The sequence below is a fragment of the Yoonia sp. R2331 genome, assembly GCF_041103235.1.
Lineage (GTDB): Bacteria > Pseudomonadota > Alphaproteobacteria > Rhodobacterales > Rhodobacteraceae > CANMYO01.
In genome coordinates, this window is record NZ_JBGCUN010000001.1 from 385153 (window position 1) to 404392 (window position 19240).

21 protein-coding genes and 1 tRNA gene are annotated in these 19240 nt (G+C 58.6%); 6 read left to right on the top strand and 16 right to left on the bottom strand.

Annotated elements, in window-relative coordinates:
* Nucleotides 1-7: 7 nt before the first annotated feature.
* Both AB3Y40_RS01985 and AB3Y40_RS01990 read left to right on the top strand, forming a co-directional pair.
* Nucleotides 8-157 (top strand): hypothetical protein, encoded by a 150-nt coding sequence (locus AB3Y40_RS01985; protein ID WP_369437126.1) that lies wholly within the window; start codon nt 8-10, stop codon nt 155-157.
* Between the two features lie 268 nt (nt 158-425).
* A tRNA-Ser gene (locus tag AB3Y40_RS01990) sits at nt 426-515 on the top strand.
* Nucleotides 516-1042: 527 nt separating this feature from the next.
* On the opposite strand, the gene AB3Y40_RS01995 is transcribed toward AB3Y40_RS01990, so the two are convergent.
* Genes AB3Y40_RS01995 through AB3Y40_RS02035 form a run of 9 tightly spaced genes read right to left on the bottom strand, consistent with a single transcriptional unit; the run spans nt 1043 to nt 9583 of the window.
* Nucleotides 1043-1885 (bottom strand): fumarylacetoacetate hydrolase family protein, encoded by an 843-nt coding sequence (locus tag AB3Y40_RS01995; protein ID WP_369437127.1) that lies wholly within the window; start codon nt 1883-1885, stop codon nt 1043-1045.
* Nucleotides 1886-1901: 16 nt separating this feature from the next.
* Nucleotides 1902-2792, bottom strand: a complete 891-nt coding sequence (locus AB3Y40_RS02000; protein ID WP_369437128.1) for a dihydrodipicolinate synthase family protein — start codon at nt 2790-2792, stop codon at nt 1902-1904.
* Complete coding sequence (locus tag AB3Y40_RS02005) at nt 2789-3133, bottom strand: L-rhamnose mutarotase (RefSeq protein WP_369437129.1); 345 nt, start codon at nt 3131-3133, stop codon at nt 2789-2791. Before AB3Y40_RS02005 ends, AB3Y40_RS02000 begins: the two co-directional genes overlap by 4 nt.
* A complete protein-coding gene (locus tag AB3Y40_RS02010) occupies nt 3130-4293 on the bottom strand; it encodes an enolase C-terminal domain-like protein (RefSeq protein ID WP_369437130.1) in 1164 nt (387 codons plus the stop codon). Before AB3Y40_RS02010 ends, AB3Y40_RS02005 begins: the two co-directional genes overlap by 4 nt.
* On the bottom strand, nt 4290-5360 hold the full coding sequence (locus tag AB3Y40_RS02015; RefSeq protein WP_369437131.1) for an ABC transporter ATP-binding protein: 1071 nt from the start codon (nt 5358-5360) through the stop codon (nt 4290-4292). Before AB3Y40_RS02015 ends, AB3Y40_RS02010 begins: the two co-directional genes overlap by 4 nt.
* Before the next feature lie 3 nt (nt 5361-5363).
* Entirely contained in the window at nt 5364-6506 is a 1143-nt protein-coding gene (locus AB3Y40_RS02020) for an enolase C-terminal domain-like protein (protein ID WP_369437132.1), read from the bottom strand.
* Entirely contained in the window at nt 6503-7360 is an 858-nt protein-coding gene (locus AB3Y40_RS02025; protein ID WP_369437133.1) for a carbohydrate ABC transporter permease, read from the bottom strand. The genes AB3Y40_RS02020 and AB3Y40_RS02025 overlap by 4 nt, the downstream gene beginning before the upstream one ends.
* Nucleotides 7357-8241 carry a carbohydrate ABC transporter permease gene (locus tag AB3Y40_RS02030; protein ID WP_369437134.1) on the bottom strand — a complete coding sequence of 295 codons (885 nt, stop codon included), beginning with the start codon at nt 8239-8241 and terminating at the stop codon, nt 7357-7359. Before AB3Y40_RS02030 ends, AB3Y40_RS02025 begins: the two co-directional genes overlap by 4 nt.
* 25 nt (nt 8242-8266) lie before the next feature.
* Nucleotides 8267-9583: an ABC transporter substrate-binding protein gene (locus tag AB3Y40_RS02035; RefSeq protein ID WP_369437135.1), complete on the bottom strand. Its 1317-nt coding sequence runs from the start codon at nt 9581-9583 to the stop codon at nt 8267-8269.
* Between the two features lie 170 nt (nt 9584-9753).
* On the opposite strand from AB3Y40_RS02035, the gene AB3Y40_RS02040 reads away from it, so the two are divergent.
* Genes AB3Y40_RS02040 through AB3Y40_RS02055 form a run of 4 tightly spaced genes read left to right on the top strand, consistent with a single transcriptional unit; the run spans nt 9754 to nt 13514 of the window.
* Nucleotides 9754-10773 (top strand): LacI family DNA-binding transcriptional regulator, encoded by a 1020-nt coding sequence (locus AB3Y40_RS02040; RefSeq protein WP_369437136.1) that lies wholly within the window; start codon nt 9754-9756, stop codon nt 10771-10773.
* 31 nt (nt 10774-10804) lie between these two features.
* Nucleotides 10805-11860 carry a Gfo/Idh/MocA family protein gene (locus tag AB3Y40_RS02045; RefSeq protein ID WP_369437137.1) on the top strand — a complete coding sequence of 352 codons (1056 nt, stop codon included), beginning with the start codon at nt 10805-10807 and terminating at the stop codon, nt 11858-11860.
* On the top strand, nt 11857-12597 hold the full coding sequence (locus AB3Y40_RS02050; RefSeq protein ID WP_369437138.1) for an SDR family NAD(P)-dependent oxidoreductase: 741 nt from the start codon (nt 11857-11859) through the stop codon (nt 12595-12597). Before AB3Y40_RS02045 ends, AB3Y40_RS02050 begins: the two co-directional genes overlap by 4 nt.
* A complete protein-coding gene (locus tag AB3Y40_RS02055; protein ID WP_369437139.1) occupies nt 12594-13514 on the top strand; it encodes an amidohydrolase family protein in 921 nt (306 codons plus the stop codon). The genes AB3Y40_RS02050 and AB3Y40_RS02055 overlap by 4 nt, the downstream gene beginning before the upstream one ends.
* Before the next feature lie 22 nt (nt 13515-13536).
* Here AB3Y40_RS02055 and AB3Y40_RS02060 read toward each other — a convergent pair whose 3' ends face one another.
* The 7 genes from AB3Y40_RS02060 to hisD are packed head-to-tail and all read right to left on the bottom strand — an operon-like array spanning nt 13537 to nt 19230.
* The gene (locus AB3Y40_RS02060; protein ID WP_369437140.1) at nt 13537-14646 is read right to left on the bottom strand and encodes an alpha-hydroxy acid oxidase; all 1110 of its coding nucleotides are present in this window, start codon (nt 14644-14646) and stop codon (nt 13537-13539) included.
* Nucleotides 14647-15201 (bottom strand): sulfopyruvate decarboxylase subunit beta, encoded by a 555-nt coding sequence (gene comE / locus AB3Y40_RS02065; protein ID WP_369437141.1) that lies wholly within the window; start codon nt 15199-15201, stop codon nt 14647-14649.
* Complete coding sequence (gene comD / locus AB3Y40_RS02070; RefSeq protein WP_369437142.1) at nt 15198-15704, bottom strand: sulfopyruvate decarboxylase subunit alpha; 507 nt, start codon at nt 15702-15704, stop codon at nt 15198-15200. Before comD ends, comE begins: the two co-directional genes overlap by 4 nt.
* A 49-nt stretch (nt 15705-15753) precedes the next feature.
* A complete protein-coding gene (locus tag AB3Y40_RS02075; RefSeq protein ID WP_369437143.1) occupies nt 15754-16161 on the bottom strand; it encodes a universal stress protein in 408 nt (135 codons plus the stop codon).
* A gap of 30 nt (nt 16162-16191) precedes the next feature.
* Nucleotides 16192-17172 carry an alcohol dehydrogenase catalytic domain-containing protein gene (locus AB3Y40_RS02080; protein WP_369437144.1) on the bottom strand — a complete coding sequence of 327 codons (981 nt, stop codon included), beginning with the start codon at nt 17170-17172 and terminating at the stop codon, nt 16192-16194.
* The gene (locus tag AB3Y40_RS02085) at nt 17169-17930 is read right to left on the bottom strand and encodes an SDR family NAD(P)-dependent oxidoreductase (protein ID WP_369437145.1); all 762 of its coding nucleotides are present in this window, start codon (nt 17928-17930) and stop codon (nt 17169-17171) included. The genes AB3Y40_RS02080 and AB3Y40_RS02085 overlap by 4 nt, the downstream gene beginning before the upstream one ends.
* The gene (gene hisD / locus AB3Y40_RS02090; RefSeq protein WP_369437146.1) at nt 17923-19230 is read right to left on the bottom strand and encodes a histidinol dehydrogenase; all 1308 of its coding nucleotides are present in this window, start codon (nt 19228-19230) and stop codon (nt 17923-17925) included. The genes AB3Y40_RS02085 and hisD overlap by 8 nt, the downstream gene beginning before the upstream one ends.
* Nucleotides 19231-19240: the final 10 nt, after the last annotated feature.

Below are 19240 nucleotides of genomic sequence, written 5' to 3' on the forward strand. Positions count from 1 at the left end.
GAGACACATGACGACAACATTCCTCACGGTGCTGCTGACACCACAAACCCTGAACCTCGCCTTCGCGGGCCTCTGCCTGTGGGCCGCGTTTGGCCTCTGTCCCCGGCGCATGGCGTTTCTGTCGGCACTTCTCTACGTGGCACTTTCGTTCTGCTGACGCGTGGTTAACAGACCCTTTCCAAAATCGCTGGTTTGGGGGCTTTGCCCCACCGTACCGGGCCTTAGCGGCCCGGTTTCGGTCTTGCGTACCTCCGGGATGTGTATGGGATGTGCATGGTTTGTGTACCCGGCGTTTGCAGGGTCGCATTCCGTTTACCCTGTTCTCCCCCGCGCGGGCGTTGATTCTGGCACATCGGGCGATGGGTCTGAAACGCTTGTGTTTTTTGCTCTTGTTTTCCGCGCGACCCCTCCCTAAACGGGTCAGCGGAGACGTGGCCGAGTGGTCGAAGGCGCTCCCCTGCTAAGGGAGTAGGCGGGAAACCGTCTCGAGGGTTCGAATCCCTTCGTCTCCGCCACCTTGCCTATTTTACCCTTGTTTTTCAGGGAGATGCCGCAAAACAAGGCTTTGCGCAACTTGCGTTCCTACAATCGACTGTTCCAGCATCTACTATGAACTCAGGTGTATCAGTCCCAAAATCTTCCTGCATGGGAACAAGTGGTTTGTCCGCGTCCAGGTGCCGAAGGCTATGTAGAAGAAGCTTTGGCGTAAGGAACACTGGGTTTCGCAAAAGACCTCTGACAAATCAGAGGCGCTTCAGCGGGCCACCGCTGCGACGAAAGAGAAGAGATGCCAGATCAATTCTGTCTATCGACGCCTTGAAGAAATTCGCGAGACCATACCGCCCACCGGCCCCGGAACCCATCGTTCCGATCGAAACCAGGCCAATCATGCACTGACATGCAAACTGGGCCACTCAGATGGGGCTGATCATGATGGCCGCAGAATTGCACGGATCAGAAGGTTGCCCGCCCATTTGTTGGCACAGCAAAGACTTGGCGACAGTTTTCCTGGCCGAAGCGGATGGCCCGGCCAGGTGTTTGATCAAGTGGCGCGCACCGTTTGGTGCTGCTCGCCCAAGCCCGCAATACCAAGGCGCATTTCGTCGCCGGATTTCAGGTAACGTGGTGGAGTTTGGCCCATACCCACGCCCGGCGGTGTTCCGGTCGAAATAATGTCGCCTGGCTGCAAGGACATGAACCGCGAAAGATAGGACACCAAAAACGGCACGTCATAGACCATGGTTTTGGTTGAACCGTCCTGATAACGATGCCCGTTCACCTCTAGCCACATCGCAAGGGCACTTGGGTCCGGCACCTCGTCACGGGTCACAAGCCACGGGCCGATAGGACCAAAGGTGTCGGCGGATTTGCCTTTGACCCATTGTCCCTCATGTTCCAGCTGAAACGCCCGTTCGGACAGGTCGTTTACGACGCAATAGCCGGCGACATGCGCCATTGCATCTTCGACAGTGACGTTCTTGGCCGCGGCGCCGATCACGACACCCAGTTCGACTTCCCAATCGGATTTTTCCGATCCCGGCGGCAGCTCGACCACGTCGAAAGGCCCGCAGATGGCTGACGTCGCTTTCGCGAAAATCACAGGTTCTGCTGGCACTTGCATCCCGCTTTCTTCCGCGTGATCCGCGTAGTTGAGCCCGATGCAAATGAACTTTCCAACGTGTCCGACGCAAGGACCGACCCTTTCGTTCGCGGGAACTACCGGCAAAGAGACAGGGTCGAGACTGCGCAGCCGGTCGAGACTTTCCGGCAAAAGCACGTCACCGGCGACATCATCAATCACGGATGAAAGGTCGTAGATGGATCCATCGGTGTGTTGCAGGGCAGGGCGCTCGGCCCCTGGTGCGCCGACACGTAGCAGTTTCATTCGTTCAAATCCTTATTCACTTGGTTTTAGGTCCGACCCGATCCAGAAGCCCGATGATTTCGGCTTGGGTCGTGGCATCGGGGGTTGCCGTTGGCATGCGGACAGTTGCGTTTTGGAAAAGGCCCTCTTTTTGCAAGAGCCCTTTATGGACATGATAAAACAAATCGCGCCCTTGAAACCCAAGGCGACTGATCGGAAGGATGCGGGTTTCGATGATCCGTTCGGCTTCGCTTTCGTCCCCGCCTTGCAGAGCCGCCCAAACCGCCATGAATTCACGTGATTGGCTTGCAAAGGGCATTGTGCCACGAGCGCCGCGCCGGAACTCTTCAACCAGCGTACCGCCCCCGGCGCCACCGAGAATGGTCAACCGATCTCCGGCCTCGCGTACCATGGCATTGACCTGTTCGACCGTTGGTTGGGTTTCAACCTTGATAGTGTCGACCAAGGCGACCTCGTTTGCGATGCGGTTCGCAAGCGCTGGGGAAATGGGAGACTGGGGCACATCCTGCAAGATGATGGGCAATCCGGCTGCATTCGCGATGCGCGACAAGTGTTCGACGACGGAATCCGCGCCAGTTGGGAAGAAATCTGGGGGCCAGATCATCAAGCGGGTGGCACCCGCATCGCGGGCTTCAGCCGCCAAGCGGACGGCAACCTCGGTGCCCGGTGCCGAAGTGTTCATGACAATCGGAATTTCGCCTGCCACCTGATCTGCGACGGCGCGGAGCATGCGCAACCGTTCGTCCTGTGTCAGTTTGAAAATCTCGCTGCCGATGGCAATGCCGATGCCATGCACACCGGCTGCAAGCGTCATTTCAACCTCTCGGTGGAGACTGTCAAAGTCGATCGCTTCGTTCTGATCGAAGGGCGTGAGCAGGATCGGGATAATGCCAGAGAGACCGTTCATGCTGATTTTTCCCGTTGCGCATCTTGAGGTTGGAGAGAAAAGACTTCTTTCAGGTCTGTGCGGATCGGCCGACCGGATTCATCAGTGACCATGAGCGGCTGCATGGTTTGCCACCATTTTCGGGTCACATCTTTTGGTTTTGCTTCACCGTCCGGAAAAGGGCGGGACCGTTCCTGAATGGCAAAGACGGTCAGACCGGAGCGAAAGAGAAAAAAGCGACTAACCCCGTCTTGGATCATCTGTTCGGTCAATTCTGGCCAGACAGCGGCGTGGGCGTCGTCATACGCGGCCTCTGCCCCGTCTTTCAGCTGCATTGTCCAGGCGCGTCGATGGATCGTCATGACGTGACCCTTGCATCGTCGATGTAGTCCCACACTGGCGCATAACCGAGCCCAGGAAGTTCCGGCAGTGCGACGTAGCCTTCGGCGTCCATCGGATCACAGTTGCGTTCCAGATAGGGGTGCGGCGCGTCATAGTCGACACCAGGGGCCAGAAGACCTTTTTCATACCATTCGCTTGTGTCCTCAGACGTGGCACCCATGACCTGTAGGTTGCCCCACCCTGCCATGTGGATTTCGCAGCGTTGGCCAAATGCCTCGCACACAACCGCGGTCTTGCGGCAACCCGTCACCCCGCCGCGTCGGATATCCATCCGGCTCATGTCTGATGCGCCTTGCAGGATCCATTCCGCACGGGTGAAGACACCACCGGCTGCTATTTCGGGGGCAAGGATCGGGATGGACAATTCGCGGCAAAGACGCCGATAGCTTTCGACGCGATACTCGGGCATCGGATGTTCGAACCAGTAGAAGTCCAGCCGCTCCAACTCTCGCCCGACTTTTATGGTTTCTTCGATCGTGTGATAGGTGCCCCAGACATCATACATCAGCACCATGTCAGGCCCCACCGCTTCGCGGACCAGATTGATCGTTTCGATATCCGCGCGGATGTTGGAAGGGCGGCCATTTGTAGGCTTGCCTGTGTCTGGGTTCCAAAAGTAGTGCGGGTGGATTTTGTAGGCGCGGTACCCTTCGGCCTGACACGCCAGTGCGTGTTCTGCATAGACTTGGGGCTGACCGATGTTGGGATAAGTGGAGGCATAGGCAGGCACTTTGTCGCGCGCACCCCCCATCAGCTTGTAGACCGGCAGGCCCGCGTGGCGACCCGCTAAATCCCACAAGGCGCAGTCAATCACGCTTTGTGCCACTTCCGGTATGTTGCGCACCCACATCCATTTCCAGATCAACTCTCGGTCGAACGGGTCGGCGCCCAGGATCATGTCTCGGACCTGACCTTCGATCAGGCGTTGTTCATCCGGTGTCATGCCGTCCTGATCGCCGTGCTTGCCGCCGCCAAAGAAGTAGCCGGTTAGCCCTTCGTCGGTGTCGATGCAGGTTACTGTCTGGATCACGTCTGCCTGCGGTTTGAGGACCGCGTGACCGATGTCCCAGCGGTCGGCATGGGTCTTGAACCGCAACACCCTGACATCGGAAATCTTCATGCCGCGGCCATGCCTCCGGACAGGGATTCTTCTGTTTTAGCATCAAAGCAGTGCAGCTTGCCGGGTTCGACTGCCAGGTGGACGGTGTCGCCCGGAGAAAGTGTGACGCGGTCGCGGGTCGTAAAGACAATAGGGGTATCACCGACCTTGAGCATCACTTGTGTCTCTGCACCTGTCGGTTCGATCAGAGAAACCCGAGCGGGCAGGCCAGCGTCGCTAAGGCGGATATCTTCGGGACGGAAGCCCGCGGTCACATCTTGTCCTTCGGCAACCCCCTGAGGCGCGGGGCCAATGTCTTCACTTGCCAGTGTCACAATCCGTCCACCCGAAGCGCGCGCAGGCACGAAGTTCATGGACGGCGAGCCAATGAAACCGGCGACAAAAACGCTGGCGGGGTTGTCGTAGAGATCAAGCGGAGAGCCGATCTGTTCGACGTGACCGCCGCGCATCACAACGATCTTGTCGGCCATGGTCATGGCTTCGATCTGATCGTGCGTGACGTAGACCGTGGTGGTTTTCAACCGCTGATGCAGTTCCTTGATCTCTGATCGCATCTGCACGCGCAGTTTGGCGTCGAGGTTTGAAAGCGGCTCATCGAACAAAAAGACCTTGGGATCACGCACAATGGCCCGGCCCATCGCGACGCGCTGGCGCTGACCGCCCGATAGCTGTCTGGGATAACGGTCCAGCAGAGGTGTGAGGTCCAGAATGTCGGCGGCGGCACGCACCTTGCGATCCTGCTCTTCTTTTGGGACCTTCGCCAAGCGCAGAGAGAATGCCATGTTCTTGGCCACGCTCATATGCGGGTAGAGGGCGTAGTTTTGAAACACCATGGCGATGTCACGCTCTTTTGGCTGGCGCGTATTGATCACGTCACCGTCCAGCATGATGTCGCCGTTGCTGATCGTCTCGAGCCCCGCGATTGACCGCAAGAGCGTGGACTTGCCGCAGCCCGACGGGCCAACGAGGACAGTGAATTCGCCGTCTTCGATTTCAAGATCAATTCCATGCAGCACTTCAACGGCGCCATAAGACTTGCGGATGTTTTTCAGGGTAACAGATCCCATGGATCAGGCTCCTTGCAGTGACATTGGGGAAAAGGCCTTGTCGGCCAGGTCAAAGGGCTGGTTTGCGGTGCGAGGTACAGGCGTCTGACCGGCTTGAATGGCAGGGCGGGGTGCAATCAAACCATAGAGTGGTGAGGTGTCGCCACGGTCGACGAATTCCACCAGCGGATCGGTCTGACAGGTCGCCGCAAGGGCCAGCGCCCAGGGTTGTTCACAGCTGTTGTGAAGAATGACAGGGGTGTCTGCTGCGTCGGCCATCGCCAGTATGCGCATTGCTTCGGTGATGCCGCCGGCCCAGGCCACATCAGGTTGCAAGATGCCGGCAAGGCCTTCGCGCATCAGTTCCGCGCAATCGGCGCGCGAGAAGGCGAAGTTTCCCAGTGCGAGCGGCAGGGCGGGATCCATTTCGGCGCGTACACGGGCCATACCTTCGATATCGTTCGGCGGCAGCGGGTCTTCGATCCAGGCCAATGGTAGGTCCCTTGCGGCCTCAGCAAAGCGCAGTGTGTAATCTGCATCCCAGGCCATGAAGGCGTCGATCATGATCGGCACATCCGGCCCGGCAGCTTCTGCGAAACGCTGCATCAGGGCGATGTTCTCTGCCAGCCCATCAGCGCCCGCTTCCGGGCCGAAAGGCGCGGCTGCCTTAAGGCCATGCCATCCCGCACCGGCCAATGCCTCGGGGCGTGGGGTGGTGGCATAGGTGTGCAGATGCGTTGCTTCCGATCCGCCAAGCAGATCGACCAGCGGTCGACCCTTTTGGTTGCAGCGCAGATCCCACAACGCGATGTCGATGGCCGCGACCGCCATCATGGCAAAGCCGGACCTGTCGTTGGGCAACAGCGCCGCCACCATCTGTCCCCAAATGGTTTCGATCTCGTCTGCGTCTTGTCCCTGCAACAGCCGAGACAAATGTGTATTCACGATCATCTCGACGATTTCACCGCCATTGGTGCAGGACCAGCCGAGCGTGCCGTCGGTATCTTCGATGCGCACGAACACTTTTTTCGTGGGCCACATCCAACTGGCGCGCTGCTCGGCAAATTGCGGGAACCGCGACATGGGAGAGGCCACGCGAGAGGTCTGCAACTTCTGCTTCTGAAAGCCGCAATCGATGGCCCGTGCAGTGATGTTGGCGATGGTCATCCCTTGACCGCCCCGGCGAGCAGGCCTCGGGTGAAGTATCGCTGGCCAAAGAAGAAGACGAGCATGATTGGCAAGGCCACAATGGTCGCGGCAGCGCCGACGAACTGAAATTCCAGCGTGAAGAGTTCAACAAAACTCGCCAGGCCGATTGTGACCGTCTTGTTCTCGTTGGATTCCATTAGGATCGAGGCAAACGCAAATTCTGACCATGCGCCGACAAAGTGCCACATCGCTGCTGTTATCAATGCAGGGGTTGCAAGCGGAAGGACCACCATCACCATGCTCTGCAGTCGGGTGGCGCCATCCATCATTGCGCTTTCTTCGAGCTCGCGCGGGATTTCACGCAAGGACGAGGCGATGATCCACGTCGCAAACGGCAGACCAAAGGCGCTGTAAAGAAGGACAAGGCCGATCAGGCTGTCTTGGAGGTTGAGACTGTTCATCAAACGATACGTCGGCAAGAGCAACGCCGCCCCTTGAAACATCCGGCTGATCAGCAATCCGCCCAGGATCAGGTCACGACCCGGAAAGTTCAGGCGGGCAAATGCGTAGCCCGCGAGCGTACCGAAAAAGACAACAAGGACGGTTGAGGTGATCGCAACAAAAAAGCTGTTTGAGATCAGGCGTGGCCAATCCAGAAGCTGACCTTTTTGATGCGTGTCCGAAAACAGCGCTGCATAGGCTTCAAGCGTAGGGGCCTCGGGCCAGAAAGCCACTGGCAGTTGCACCAGTTCTGCTTCGGATTTGAACGATGCAAGGAACAGCCAGAAAACCGGAAACAGGACATAAACGGCGATGACCAGACCGACCAGACTAAGCCCGATCCAATACCATGTGCGCGGTGTCTCGTTCATTGTGCGCCCTCCGATGCCCAGGACCGTCGATTGATATAGAGGTACAGTCCGACAATTGAGGCCAGCATCACCAGGTTCACCACGGACATGGCGGAGGCGACGCCCCAGTTGAAGAATTCGAAGCTTTGCTGGTAAATGTAGGTCGCCATGATTTGGCTGGAGTTTGCGGGGCCGCCACCTGTCATGATCCAGGGCAGGGCGAATTCTGCGGTGATCCAGATCATCGAGATCACGGTCACAGCGGTCAGCGAAAAGGCGATATTCGGTAGGACGACAAAGCGGAAGCGTTCGAAGGCCGTTGCGCCATCCATACGTGCGGCTTCCAGTTGGTCGTCCGGGACAGACCGGATTGCCGCGCAAAGGATCAACGCCACCAAAGGCATCTTGCGCCAGATCAGGACCACCACAAGCGTCCACATCACAGTGTCAGGGTTGCCCAGGAATGAAACCGTTCCCTCGGTCATTCCGGTGCTTTCCAGCGTTTGGCCGATGATGCCGACTTGGCCGTGTAGCATCCATTTCCAGGCCATGGCGGTCACCACATCGGGCAACACCCATGGCAGAAGAATCAAGGCGCGCAGCCATGTTGTCATTTTGCTGTCGACCGCAAGAAAGGTTCCAACACCAAGACCAACTGTGACGCATAGGATCGTGCCGCCAACAATCCAGATCGCGGTGTTTTTCATCACGGTCCAAAAGACGGGATCGTTAAAGAGCGCGTCGAAATTCGAGAGCGTTCCAAAGCCACGTTCCTGTCCCATGACGACTTGCGTCAGGCTCAACGTGGCCACGTTGTAAGTTGGCCCGACGACGAAGGCGAGAACAGCCGCCACCACAGGCAATATCATGAAATACGCCAAGCGGCGGTCATTCGGCATCATCGTCGGGCCCCCTTGGGAGGTAAAGTTAACCGCGGATCAGGTCGATTTGAGCCTGCGCGGCGGTGGTTGCGTCATCAAGCGCTTGTTGCGGCGTCTTCTGGCCCAACACGGCTTCCTGAATGGCGGTGCCAAGTGCGGATTCGATGGCAGAGACGCCGATGAACCGCGGCATTGGGGCCGCGCCTTCGAACAATGTGCCCGCGTTGTAGGCCTCGACCCAGTTGGGCCACACCTCTTCGAGTTCCGCATTGTCCCAAGCGGCCTTGCCGGCAGGAATTCGCGCCACCTCGGGCTGTCCGCCCCAGATTTCCAACTGTTCGTCCTGCGACCAGAAATCGAGGTACTCGACAGCGGCTTCGGGGTTCTCGGCGCGCGACGACACCATCAGGATCGCGGTTGGATCCATGATCGCATTCACCGGGGAGAAGGCACCGGTTGGGGTGTCCGGGCGTGGGAATGGCACGCCGGTCCAGCGCACATCCTCTGACACACCCCATGGTGTGTTCAGCCACGACAGACCGATCCACATGGCCGAACGCCCCTGACCGAACAATTGCGCTGTATCGCGGAAGAATGTCTCTGTCAGCGAAGTGGCAGGTGGCGTTGAGCCGTCTGCGATCAGATCGACATAGAGCTGCAAGGCATCCACGACACCGGCGTCGTTCAGCGTGACCTTGCCGGTTTCCTCGTCAAAGATACGTCCGCCATTCGCATAGGCGATGCCTTCAAAGATATTGATATCGACCGGCGCTGTTGTCGCGGGGAACGCGAGGCCTGGGCGGTCAGGTTTGGTCATTGCCTTGGCGTATTCGCGCAGTTCTTCCCATGTGGCCGGCGGACGGTCGAAGCCGGCCTCTTCCAGCGCGTCAAGGTTGACGGCAAGGAAGCTGGCCATGTCGACATAAGTTGGCAGGCCATAAAGCTTGCCGTCATGCATGCCGGATTCCAGCACCTCTGGCACGATCCGCTCTTTCCAGCCGTCGATCTTGTCCGATGCGATGTCATCAAGAGGCTGGATCATGTCAAAGCCGGCAAATTCAGGAATGTCCTGACCAAATGCGATGATCACGTCCGCAAGGCGCCGCGTCTGGAAACCTGCCAGGATTTTCTGGCGGCGAATCTGTCCATTAAAGTAAGAGTAGTCGAGGTTGATATCCGGGTGAGCGGCAGTGAAGGCGTCATTGCGCGACGCCCAGTTTTCGACCTCGGTGGGCGTGCCCCCGAATTTCCAAACCGACACGCTGCCAGAGGCAGCATGCGCCGGGCGCAACGGCGCGGCGGCGGCGATTGCTGCTGCGGCAGTTGTGCCCATGAAACGGCGTCTGTTGATTGAATTGTTCATTTCTTCCTCCCAGTCGTTCAGGGGTTGTCCCTGGAATCTTTGATGCTATTCGTGTGTCATTTCGTATTGACGTACGTTAGGGGCAATGATACTCGTATGTCAACGATGTTTTTTGCAACTTTCTTTCAGGGCAACCCCAGGTCGATGCAATCCATGTGGAGGGCAAATTGATGGCGGTTGGTGCAAAGAGACCGATCACGCTGAAGGATGTTTCTAAGGCTGTGGGCCTCTCATTGATCACGGTGTCTCGTGCCTTGCGGCAGCCTGACACGGTGCACCCCGACACCCGCGAGCGGATACAAAATACAATTGTGGAGCTGGGGTATGTCCCCAATCTTGCCGCGCGTTCGCTGGTCTCGAAGCGCTCTGACATGGTTGGCGTTGTTGTGCCGATTCTCGCCAGCTCGCTGTTTTCGGATTTCGCCGAAGGGATCACTGCCGAACTGGACGCGCATGGTTTGCGCATGCTTCTGGCCGTATCAAACTGGTCGCCCGAGGCTGAAGAGGATGCGGTGCGTACATTCATTGCACGGCAAGCAGATGCCATCATCCTCACGGGATTTTCGCACACCGAAGGCACCCGGAATATGCTGGAACGCTATGATGGACCGGTTATCGAGGCTTGGAACATTGCCGACGACGTGATCGATTGTGCCGTTGGCTTTGACAATCATGCCGCGACGGTCGACATGACGCGATACCTTATCGACAAAGGTTATCGGAACATCGTCATGGTTGGCGGGGCCGCAATCCATAACGATCAGGCCTCTGACCGGACACGCGGCTTCAAGGATGCGATGCGCGCTGCCGGGCGCAACATTGAACCGGACACGATCACCGAATTTGACAATCCGGCCACCCTCGAAGCGGGGGGGCCAATCATTGAAGCGCTGATGCAACGCGCGAACCCGCCGGATGCTGTCTTTTTCCTTGCTGAACTGCCCGCGCAGGGCGCGATGCTGTGGTGCATGTCACATGGCGTGCGGGTGCCAGAGGATGTGGCCATTGCGGGGTTTGGTGACCTTAGCATCTCATCGCTTCTGCCGGTCCCGATGACGACAGTGCGCATTCCCGGCCATACCATCGGAACCCAGTCCGCTAAGTTGGTTCATTCCCGACTAGACAGCGGCAACACCGACCAAACGGTGCATGACATCGGCTACACATTGCAAATCAGGAAAAGCACATGACATTGGATTCAAACCCTTACTGGGTGATGGCATGTTGAAGGCCGCTATTATCGGGGCAGGGCATTTCGCCTATCGCATGCACATTCCAGTTCTGGCGGCGCGCAGCGAAGTGACGCTTGATAGCGTGTGCCGTCTGGGACGGGACGAACTGGACCTCATTCGCGACGAATTTGGCTTTGCTTTTGCAACCGAGAACTGGCGCGACGTTCTTGACCGCGACATCGACATTGTGGTCATCGCCTCTCCTCATGATCTGCATTACGAGCAGGCCCGCGCCTTTCTTGAGAAGGGCTGCCATGTTCTGGTGGAAAAACCCATGTCCCTCGATCCTGACGAGGCGTGGAGCCTTGTTGACGTGGAAAGTCGCTCGAAGGGCGAGCTGCTGGTGGCCTATGGCTGGAACTATAAGGATGGTTTCACGCAGATTCGTGACTTTGCGGCCCGCATTGGAACCATTGAGCATGTCGTCTGCCACATGGCGTCATTCACGCGCGGGATATTTTCGGGTGGTGGCATGGAGCGGTGGAAGCATATCGCTATCCAACCTGACCGAAGCACTTGGGAGGCCCCCGATCAGGGCGGCGGTTATGCTTTTGGGCAGCTGTCGCACGCGCTTGGCATTCTGTTCTGGGCTACTGACTTGCGTGCCGCCTCGGTGCAGGCGTCGGTTTTTCAGGCCCCCAGCACCATCGACCTGCACGACGCTGCGGCGGTGAGGTTCACCAACGGGGCCACAGGTGTCTTTTCAGGCAGTTGCGGTGTCCCCGAGGGGCACGGATTTGAAGTCGACATCCGGCTTTATGGGGACAAGGGATCGCTTGTGCTCGACATTGAGACTGAACGATTGGTCTTGAAAACCGCAGACGGCAAGACCGAGATCGCGCCCGTCACGCCCGGCGCCTGGCGCTATAGCTGCGAAGGCCCCGCTAACCGATTGGTGGACATCGCATTGGGGCAGGGCAGCAACGAAAGCCCCGGCAATGTTGGCGCGCGCGCAGTAGAGGCGCTGCACGCGCTCTTAAGCTCAAGCGAGGCGGGCGGCGCTCCTTTTGATATTTCGCAGAACGAAAAGGCAGAAATCGAATGAAACAGTTTCAAGACCAACTTGCCGTTGTCACCGGCGGCGCACAGGGGATCGGGCGCGCGGTGGCGGACAGGCTCGCCGCGGGTGGCGCGCGGGTCGCGCTGTGGGATCGCGATGCCGACTTATGCAAGCAAGCCGCGGCTGAAATTGGCGGCGGAGCAACGGCACATGCCGTTGATATTGCGGACTGGTCGAGTGTCGAAGCCGCGGCAAAGGCCACGCTCGCGCCCGGCGCACCGATTGCCATTATGGTCAACTCTGCCGGTGTCGCGGGGTCAAACGGACCACTTGCTGAATACCCCGTGGACGAATTTCGCGCGATTACCGAAATCAACCTTTTGGGCACCTTTCACGTCAACCGTGCGGTCGTGCCTTCGATGACCGCCGCAGGCTACGGACGGATCGTGAATATCGCGTCCGTCGCTGGCAAGGACGGCAATCCGAACGCTTCGGCCTATTCCGCGTCCAAGGCTGCTGTGATGGGGTTGACCAAATCGCTGGGCAAAGAACTGGCTGACCTCGACATTGCTGTGAACTGTGTCACCCCGGCTGCCGCTCGCACCCGGATTTTTGACCAGATGAGCCAGGAGCACATTGACTATATGCTTTCCAAAATCCCGCGCGGGCGTTTTCTGGAACTTGATGAGGCTGCCGCGATGATTGCTTGGCTTTGTTCCCCAGAAAACAGTTTCACAACCGGCGCTGTGTTCGATCTGTCCGGCGGGCGGGCGACCTATTGAGCATCACCCGTCGGTTTCCCGCTGTGCCGGTGATCGACGGGCACCACCACTTCTGGGAATTGAGCCGCTTTCCATACCGCTGGTTGGCCCCGGATTCCGGCCCCGCGCGGTTCGGCGCCAAGGATGCGATCCAGAGGAACTATCTGCCACAAGACTACCTGTCAGATATGACCGCCATCGACTTAGTGGGCAGCGTCCATGTTCAGGCCAATTCCGGAGCCGCCGATCCCGTGGATGAAACGCGATGGCTAGAGAAGCTTGCCGACCAGAGCGGCTGGCCAAGCGCCATAATTGCCGAAGTTGATCTATTGGCACCCGATGCAGCCGTGGACATTGCGCGGCACGCCATAGCCAGCGCCCGCTTGCGCGGCATTCGCACTCCGGTTGCATGGGATGAAGCCGGGCGGTGGCGCGTCGCCTCTCGCGCCAACGTGCTGGCTGATGCTGGCTTTCGCAAATCCGCACGAGAACTTGCTGCCCGCAATCTGGTGCTCGAAATGGTGGTCGTGCCCGACCAACTGCCCGAAGTCGCGGAATTAGCGCGCGCCATGCCCGCGCTTCGAATTGTCATCAACCATTTTGCGACGTTGGAGCCCGCTGTTCCGGGTAATGCAGACATTTGGTTGGAAGGCATTGCAAGCATCGCCCAAAGGCAGAATGTCTTTCTCAAGCTGTCGGGGTTGTGGACCGTCGATAAGTCATGGTCTGCCAAGGTGCTTCGTCCATACGTCATGCATGCGCTTGCGCACTTAGGCCCACAAAGGATTCTTTATGGCTCGAATCTTCCAGTGGAGGGCGTCAACTGTTCAGCGCTGCAACAGTTTCACAGTCTGGAGCAGATCCTTTCGGACGTGCCGGATGCGGCAATTCAAGCGATATTCTCTGGTACTGCGCGAAACCTGTATCGTCTCGCGTAACGGCCGCAAAACGTGACAGGGGTCAATTCGCATTCGCGTCAGCCTCGCTGACCTGGGTCATTCCGGTTTGGGCCATGGCAGAGGACAGCTCTTCGCTGAAGACCTCCCACAGTTGCCGCAAGCCTTCCTCGCGGCCCGCAGCCATGGCGAACTGCAAGGACCGCCCAAAGAACGTAAAATCTGCCCCGGCGTTCAACGCTTTCAGAACATCTTCGCCGGATCTGAGGCCGCTGTCGTAAAACAGAGGGAAATCCGGTCCTACAGACTTGCGGATTTTTGGCAGCATCAGGATAGGCGCCGGTGCGCTTTCGAGCTGGCGTGAGCCATGGCTGGAAACCTGAATGGCATCCACACCTGCCGCTTTCAACGCCACAGCGTCGTCGATGTTCAGGACACCTTTGACCACCAGCTTGCCGGGCCACATCTCGCGCAGGCGCGCCAGCGTATTCCAATCTGCCTTTGCGCGGCTTTCCGTGCGGTCGAAATCATAGCCTTCCATCTCAAAATTCGCCATTTGCGGCTTTCCCGCAACCAGTTGGGCCAGTGACCAGTAGGGATGCAGCGCAAAATCGACGAATTGGCGGGGCCCGATGGAGAATGGCATCTTGAAGCCGTGGCGCAGCTCGCGCGGGCGGCGGCCAACCTCGGGTACATCCACCGTCAGGACCAGCACGTCGTAGCCTGCGGTCTTTGCCCGTTCGACCAGCTTGAAGGTCCCTGTGCCGTCACCTGAGAAATAAAGCTGAAACCAGGCGTGTCCTTCGGCCGCCTCGATGATCTGCTCCATGGGCGTGGAGGCGACAGTGCTGACCCCATGTGGCACCCGGTACTTTGCGGCTAACCGGGCCAGCATCAGGTCGGCACCGGGGGCCGACAGGTTGCACATTCCCATGGGCGCGATGCCAAATGGCCGGTCGGCGGGCGCGCCGAACAGCGTTGTTGCTAGGCTTCGGTCGCTGACGTCCCGCAGAATCCGCGGTTCCAGCGTAAGGGCGTCAAGGGCCGCGCGGTTGCGCGCAGCCCCCGTTTCATTGCCCGCCGCCCCGTCGATGTAGTCAAAGACCATCCACGGCAGGCGGCGCTTGGCAAGCCGCCGGGCATCCGCAGCGCTATGGATGTCGGCGGCCGCCATTTAGGCCTTCACGGCTTCCATAAAGCGATGACGGATCACGACCGGATCAAGTGTGATAACCGGCAGCTTGATATTACCGCTGTCGCACTTGCAGACGATGATCGTCATCTCATCACTATCAATCGCGCCTTGCAAAACTGGGCCAAGCTCCTTGTCCTGCACTTCGATCACGTTGTCGCATCCGCAGGCGCGGGCCACGTCCGTAAGGTTGGTCTTTTGGCCGGCATAGGTCGGCTGATCGCCGGTGGAGCCGTAAGAGCCGTTGTCGATGATCAACAACGTGTAGTTGCCTGTGGCGTTATTGGCGATGGTCGGCAGCGTGCCGAGGTTGGTCAGGACAGACCCGTCTCCGTCGATCGAGATCACAGGCTTATCCTGCGCCAATGCCAGACCAAAGCCGATGGAGGACGAAAGGCCCATGGTGCCAAGCATGTAAAAGTTGCGCTCATTGTCGTCGATCATGTGCAGCTCTTGGCTGGGCAGACCGATGTTGCAGACGACAAGATGCGGGTTCAGGATGGGCGCGATTTCGCGCAGAATTTCAGAACGGATCATTGGTCGCCGTAGCCTCCCCAGAAGTTGGCGTCGGTCAGGATCGCCACGGGTTTGTTGGACATGAAGGTGTATTTGAGGATGTTGTCGAACTCTTCGACGTCCTTTTGCCAATGGAAATGGTAGGTCGGAATGTTCAACTGCGCCAACAGCGCCTTGGTATGCACCGCCATCTCGACCTGGCAGGCCACGGGTTCGCGCAGCTCGCCCCGGTAAGAGATGATCATCGGCAGCGGCATCCGGTAGAACTGTGTCAGGGTGGCCAGCGTGTTGATCGTCACACCAATTGCCGTATTCTGCATGATGATCGCCGGGCGTTTGCCGCCCATGAAGGCCCCGGCACAAAGCCCCATGCCTTCGTCTTCCTTGTTGGAAGGAATGTGGAAAATCTCATCGCGGTTCTCGACCTCGTCGATCACACCCGCCAGCTGTTTGCAGGGAACGGTTGTGACGAACGAGACCTCATTGGCGACAAGATCGTCTACGATCTTTTTGTCGATATTCATTTCAGTCTTTGCCTTTCGAGGGAGCGCCGGAGCGCGTGGGTTATGATTATCAGCTTCGGTAAACATGCACGGCGCAGGGCGCATGACGCACGACGCGGGCCGCGGTGGAGCCCAGCAAGTAGTCGCTAAAGCCCGGTTTGTGTGATCCCATCACAATGCAATCCACCTTATGCGCTGTGGCATAGTCGATGATGGACCGATAGGTGTGCCCGACGACCATTTCGGCTGCGACACCGTCAAGGTTAGCGGTCTTGGACGCCAGTTCCGCCTTTGCGCGGGCCATGGCCTCTTTTCGGATGTCTTCGTCTACATAGGCCTGAACCGATCCTTGCGGTGCCTCGTAGACATGCAGCGCAATGATTTCGCCAGCACCGCCTGTTAGCGCGCGCGCGATTTCGAGCGTGTTCGCGGACACACCGTGATCAAGCGCCATGGGAACAAGTATCTTCTTATACATGATCTAACTCCATCAATTGCGGGTTTTGCTTCAGGCCCAAGGGTCCAGAACGATCTTTGGGGATGCGACCGTACCGGCCCGCAGATCCCTGAACGCGGCAGCACCATCCGCGAGGGGGCGATGTTCTGTCCAGTCGAGCGGGCCAAGGCGGCCGTCGAATATGGCCTGAGCCGTATCGCGGAAGTCCTGAGCTGTGTAGGTATAGGTGCCGATAAATGTAACTTCTTGTAGTGTATAGCGACGCACGTTGACGCCGCCGTCGTCTTGACCAAGACCGACATGCGCAATGACCCCACCGGGCAGCACATGTTCAGAGGCCGTTGCCCGGGTTGCGGCAAAGCCCACTGCATCAATGATCAACGGGTAGTTCTCGGCCACATTTGCAACGGTATGCTGCCCGCAGGTATCCGTCAGCATGGCCCGGCGCGCATCATTTGGCTCTGCGATGGTGATGTCTTCCACACCCATTGCAGCAAGCGCCAAAGCCGCAGCAAGGCCGATTGCGCCGCCACCCAAAACCAACGCGCGACGCTCCATTGACGGATGCAGTGCTTCAAGCGCAAGCCGAACGGTGTGCCAACTGACCGCAAGTGGTTCGGCAAGTGCCGCCTTTTCCAGCGGTACATTCTGCGGGACTTCAACCAGATTGCGGTCCGGCATCGTGATGTATTGTGCAAATGCGCCTTCGCGCGGCTGCATTGAGATGATCTGACGCGTCGGACACAGGTTTTCCCGGCCGCTCTGGCAGGCAGAGCATGTCATGCATGTTACCAGCGGGTTGACGGTGACGCGCATCCCATCACGGACGCCGCCCTGGACGTTTCCCGCAGCTTCGTGGCCAAGGATCAGGGGGGCAGGTCGGCGGTCGTCATGGCCCAGATAGGCATGCATGTCGGATCCGCAGATGCCCACAGCGGCAACCTTGATCAGGTGCTCGTCCGGCGCGGGAACTGCATCCGGCACATCGCGATACCCCAACGTTTCAACGCCGTCATAAACCAAGGCCTTCATTTTGCAGTGAACCCCCCGTCAACCATCAGCACTTGTCCCGTGACGAACGAAGAGGCGTCTGAACACAAAAACAAGATAGGTCCATCAATGTCTTCCAAACGCCCATTGCGACCCACACAGGTCTGCGCGGCGTTGCGCGCCGCGCGTGCATCGTCTTCGAAGACGGCGGCGGTCAGTTCGGTGGGGAAGAACCCCGGTCCGATTGCATTCGCTGTAATCCCGTCTTTGGACCAGGCTTCCGCCATGGCGCGCGTCAACTGGCCGATCCCGGCTTTCGTTGCGCCGTAGGCAATGCCTCCTGGAAAGGCGCGGGTCGACTGCAAGGAGGCAAAGTTCACAATCCGCCCCCAGCCCTTTTTCTTCATCGCGGGCACCATGGCCCGGCTCAGGAAAAACGGGGCCGAAAGATTGAGCGCAAGCGTCTGGTCCCAGCCTTCGGGCGTCACCTCGTCCGCGACTTCGCGGGTGTTGACACCAGCAGCATGGATCAGAATATCCGGCGCGCCAAAGGGTGCCGACACCCTGTCCACCAGTTCTGACAGCTTCGCCCGATCAGCCACATCCGCCGCAACACCCGTCGCCGAGGCGCCAATTTCTGAATTCAGACTGTCCAGCGCCTCTTGCCGGCGGGCCACACCAACGACCTTTGCCCCGGCATCAGCCAAGGCAATGGCCGCACGGCGGCCCAGTCCTGAGCTTGCGCCGGTGATGCAGGCCACCTTTCCGCTCAGATCAAAAAGTGGACTTGGGTTAGCCATCTGCGGTTAGGTCGAAGTTCTCACCCGGGAAGTATTTGGCCAGACGTACGTCGGCTGCGCGGGCGTGCCCTTCCATGCCTTCCAAGCGTGATATCCGTGCGGTCGCAATTGCCACATCTTTGGAGGCTTCTTTTGTGGCGCGCTGCCATGTGACGATTTTCATATACTTGTGGACCGAAAGCCCACCGGTATAGCCCGCGGCACCAGAAGTTGGCAGAACGTGGTTCGTCCCCGAGGCCTTGTCGCCATAAGACACAGTCGTTTCTTCGCCCAGGAAAAGGGAACCGTAGCAGGTCAGGTTCTCAAGCCACCAATCAAGGTCCGCTGCCATCACGGTCAGGTGCTCGGGTGCGTAGTCATCGCTGCATTTTGCCATCTCGACGCGGTCGGCGCAGACGATGACTTCGGCATAGTCGCGCCATGCTGCAAAGGCGTTGTCACGGTTCAGTTCGGGCAGATCCTCGATCAAGGCAGGCACGCGGTTCATCACATCCTCTGCGAGCGTGCGATCATCCGTGACCAACCAGACCGGGCTGTTGTAGCCGTGTTCAGCCTGGCTCACGAGATCGGTGGCAACAATGTGGGCATCCGCAGTGCTGTCCGCCAAGATGAGGCTGTCGGTCGGGCCGGCAATCATGTCGATGCCTACGCTGCCGAACAGGATGCGCTTTGCTTCGGCGACGAACTGATTGCCCGGACCCACAAGAATATTGGCCTTGGGCAATCCAAACAGACCATAAGTCATGGCGGCCACGCCCTGCACCCCGCCCATGGCGAGGATATTGTCGGCACCACAGATATGAGCGGCGTAGACAATGGCCGGAGCGATGCCCACATCCGGGCGCGGTGGCGAACAGGCTGTGATGTGCTTGCAGCCAGCGACCTTGGCTGTGGTGACAGTCATGATGGCGCTGGCAATGTGGCTGTAACGCCCGCCCGGCACATAACAACCGGCTGCATTCACAGGGATCGCCTTTTGACCCGCGACATAGCCCGGCTGAATCTCCATCTCCACATCAGCAACAGTGCTTTTCTGCAATTCGGCAAACCGTTTCACGTTGTCATGGGCAAATTGGATGTCCGACTTGAGCTTTTCCGGGACCAGCGCGATGGCTGCCTCGATCTCTTCCTTGGTCAGCAACACGTTGCCGTCGTAACGATCAAACTTGGCCGCATATTCCATCGCCTTGGCGTCACCGCCTGCCTTGATATCATCAAGGATCGACACAACCGTTTCATGCACATCCGACGCACCTGAGGCCGAGGTCAGCGTCGCTTTCTTCAGGTATTCATATGCCATGTCAAAGAAG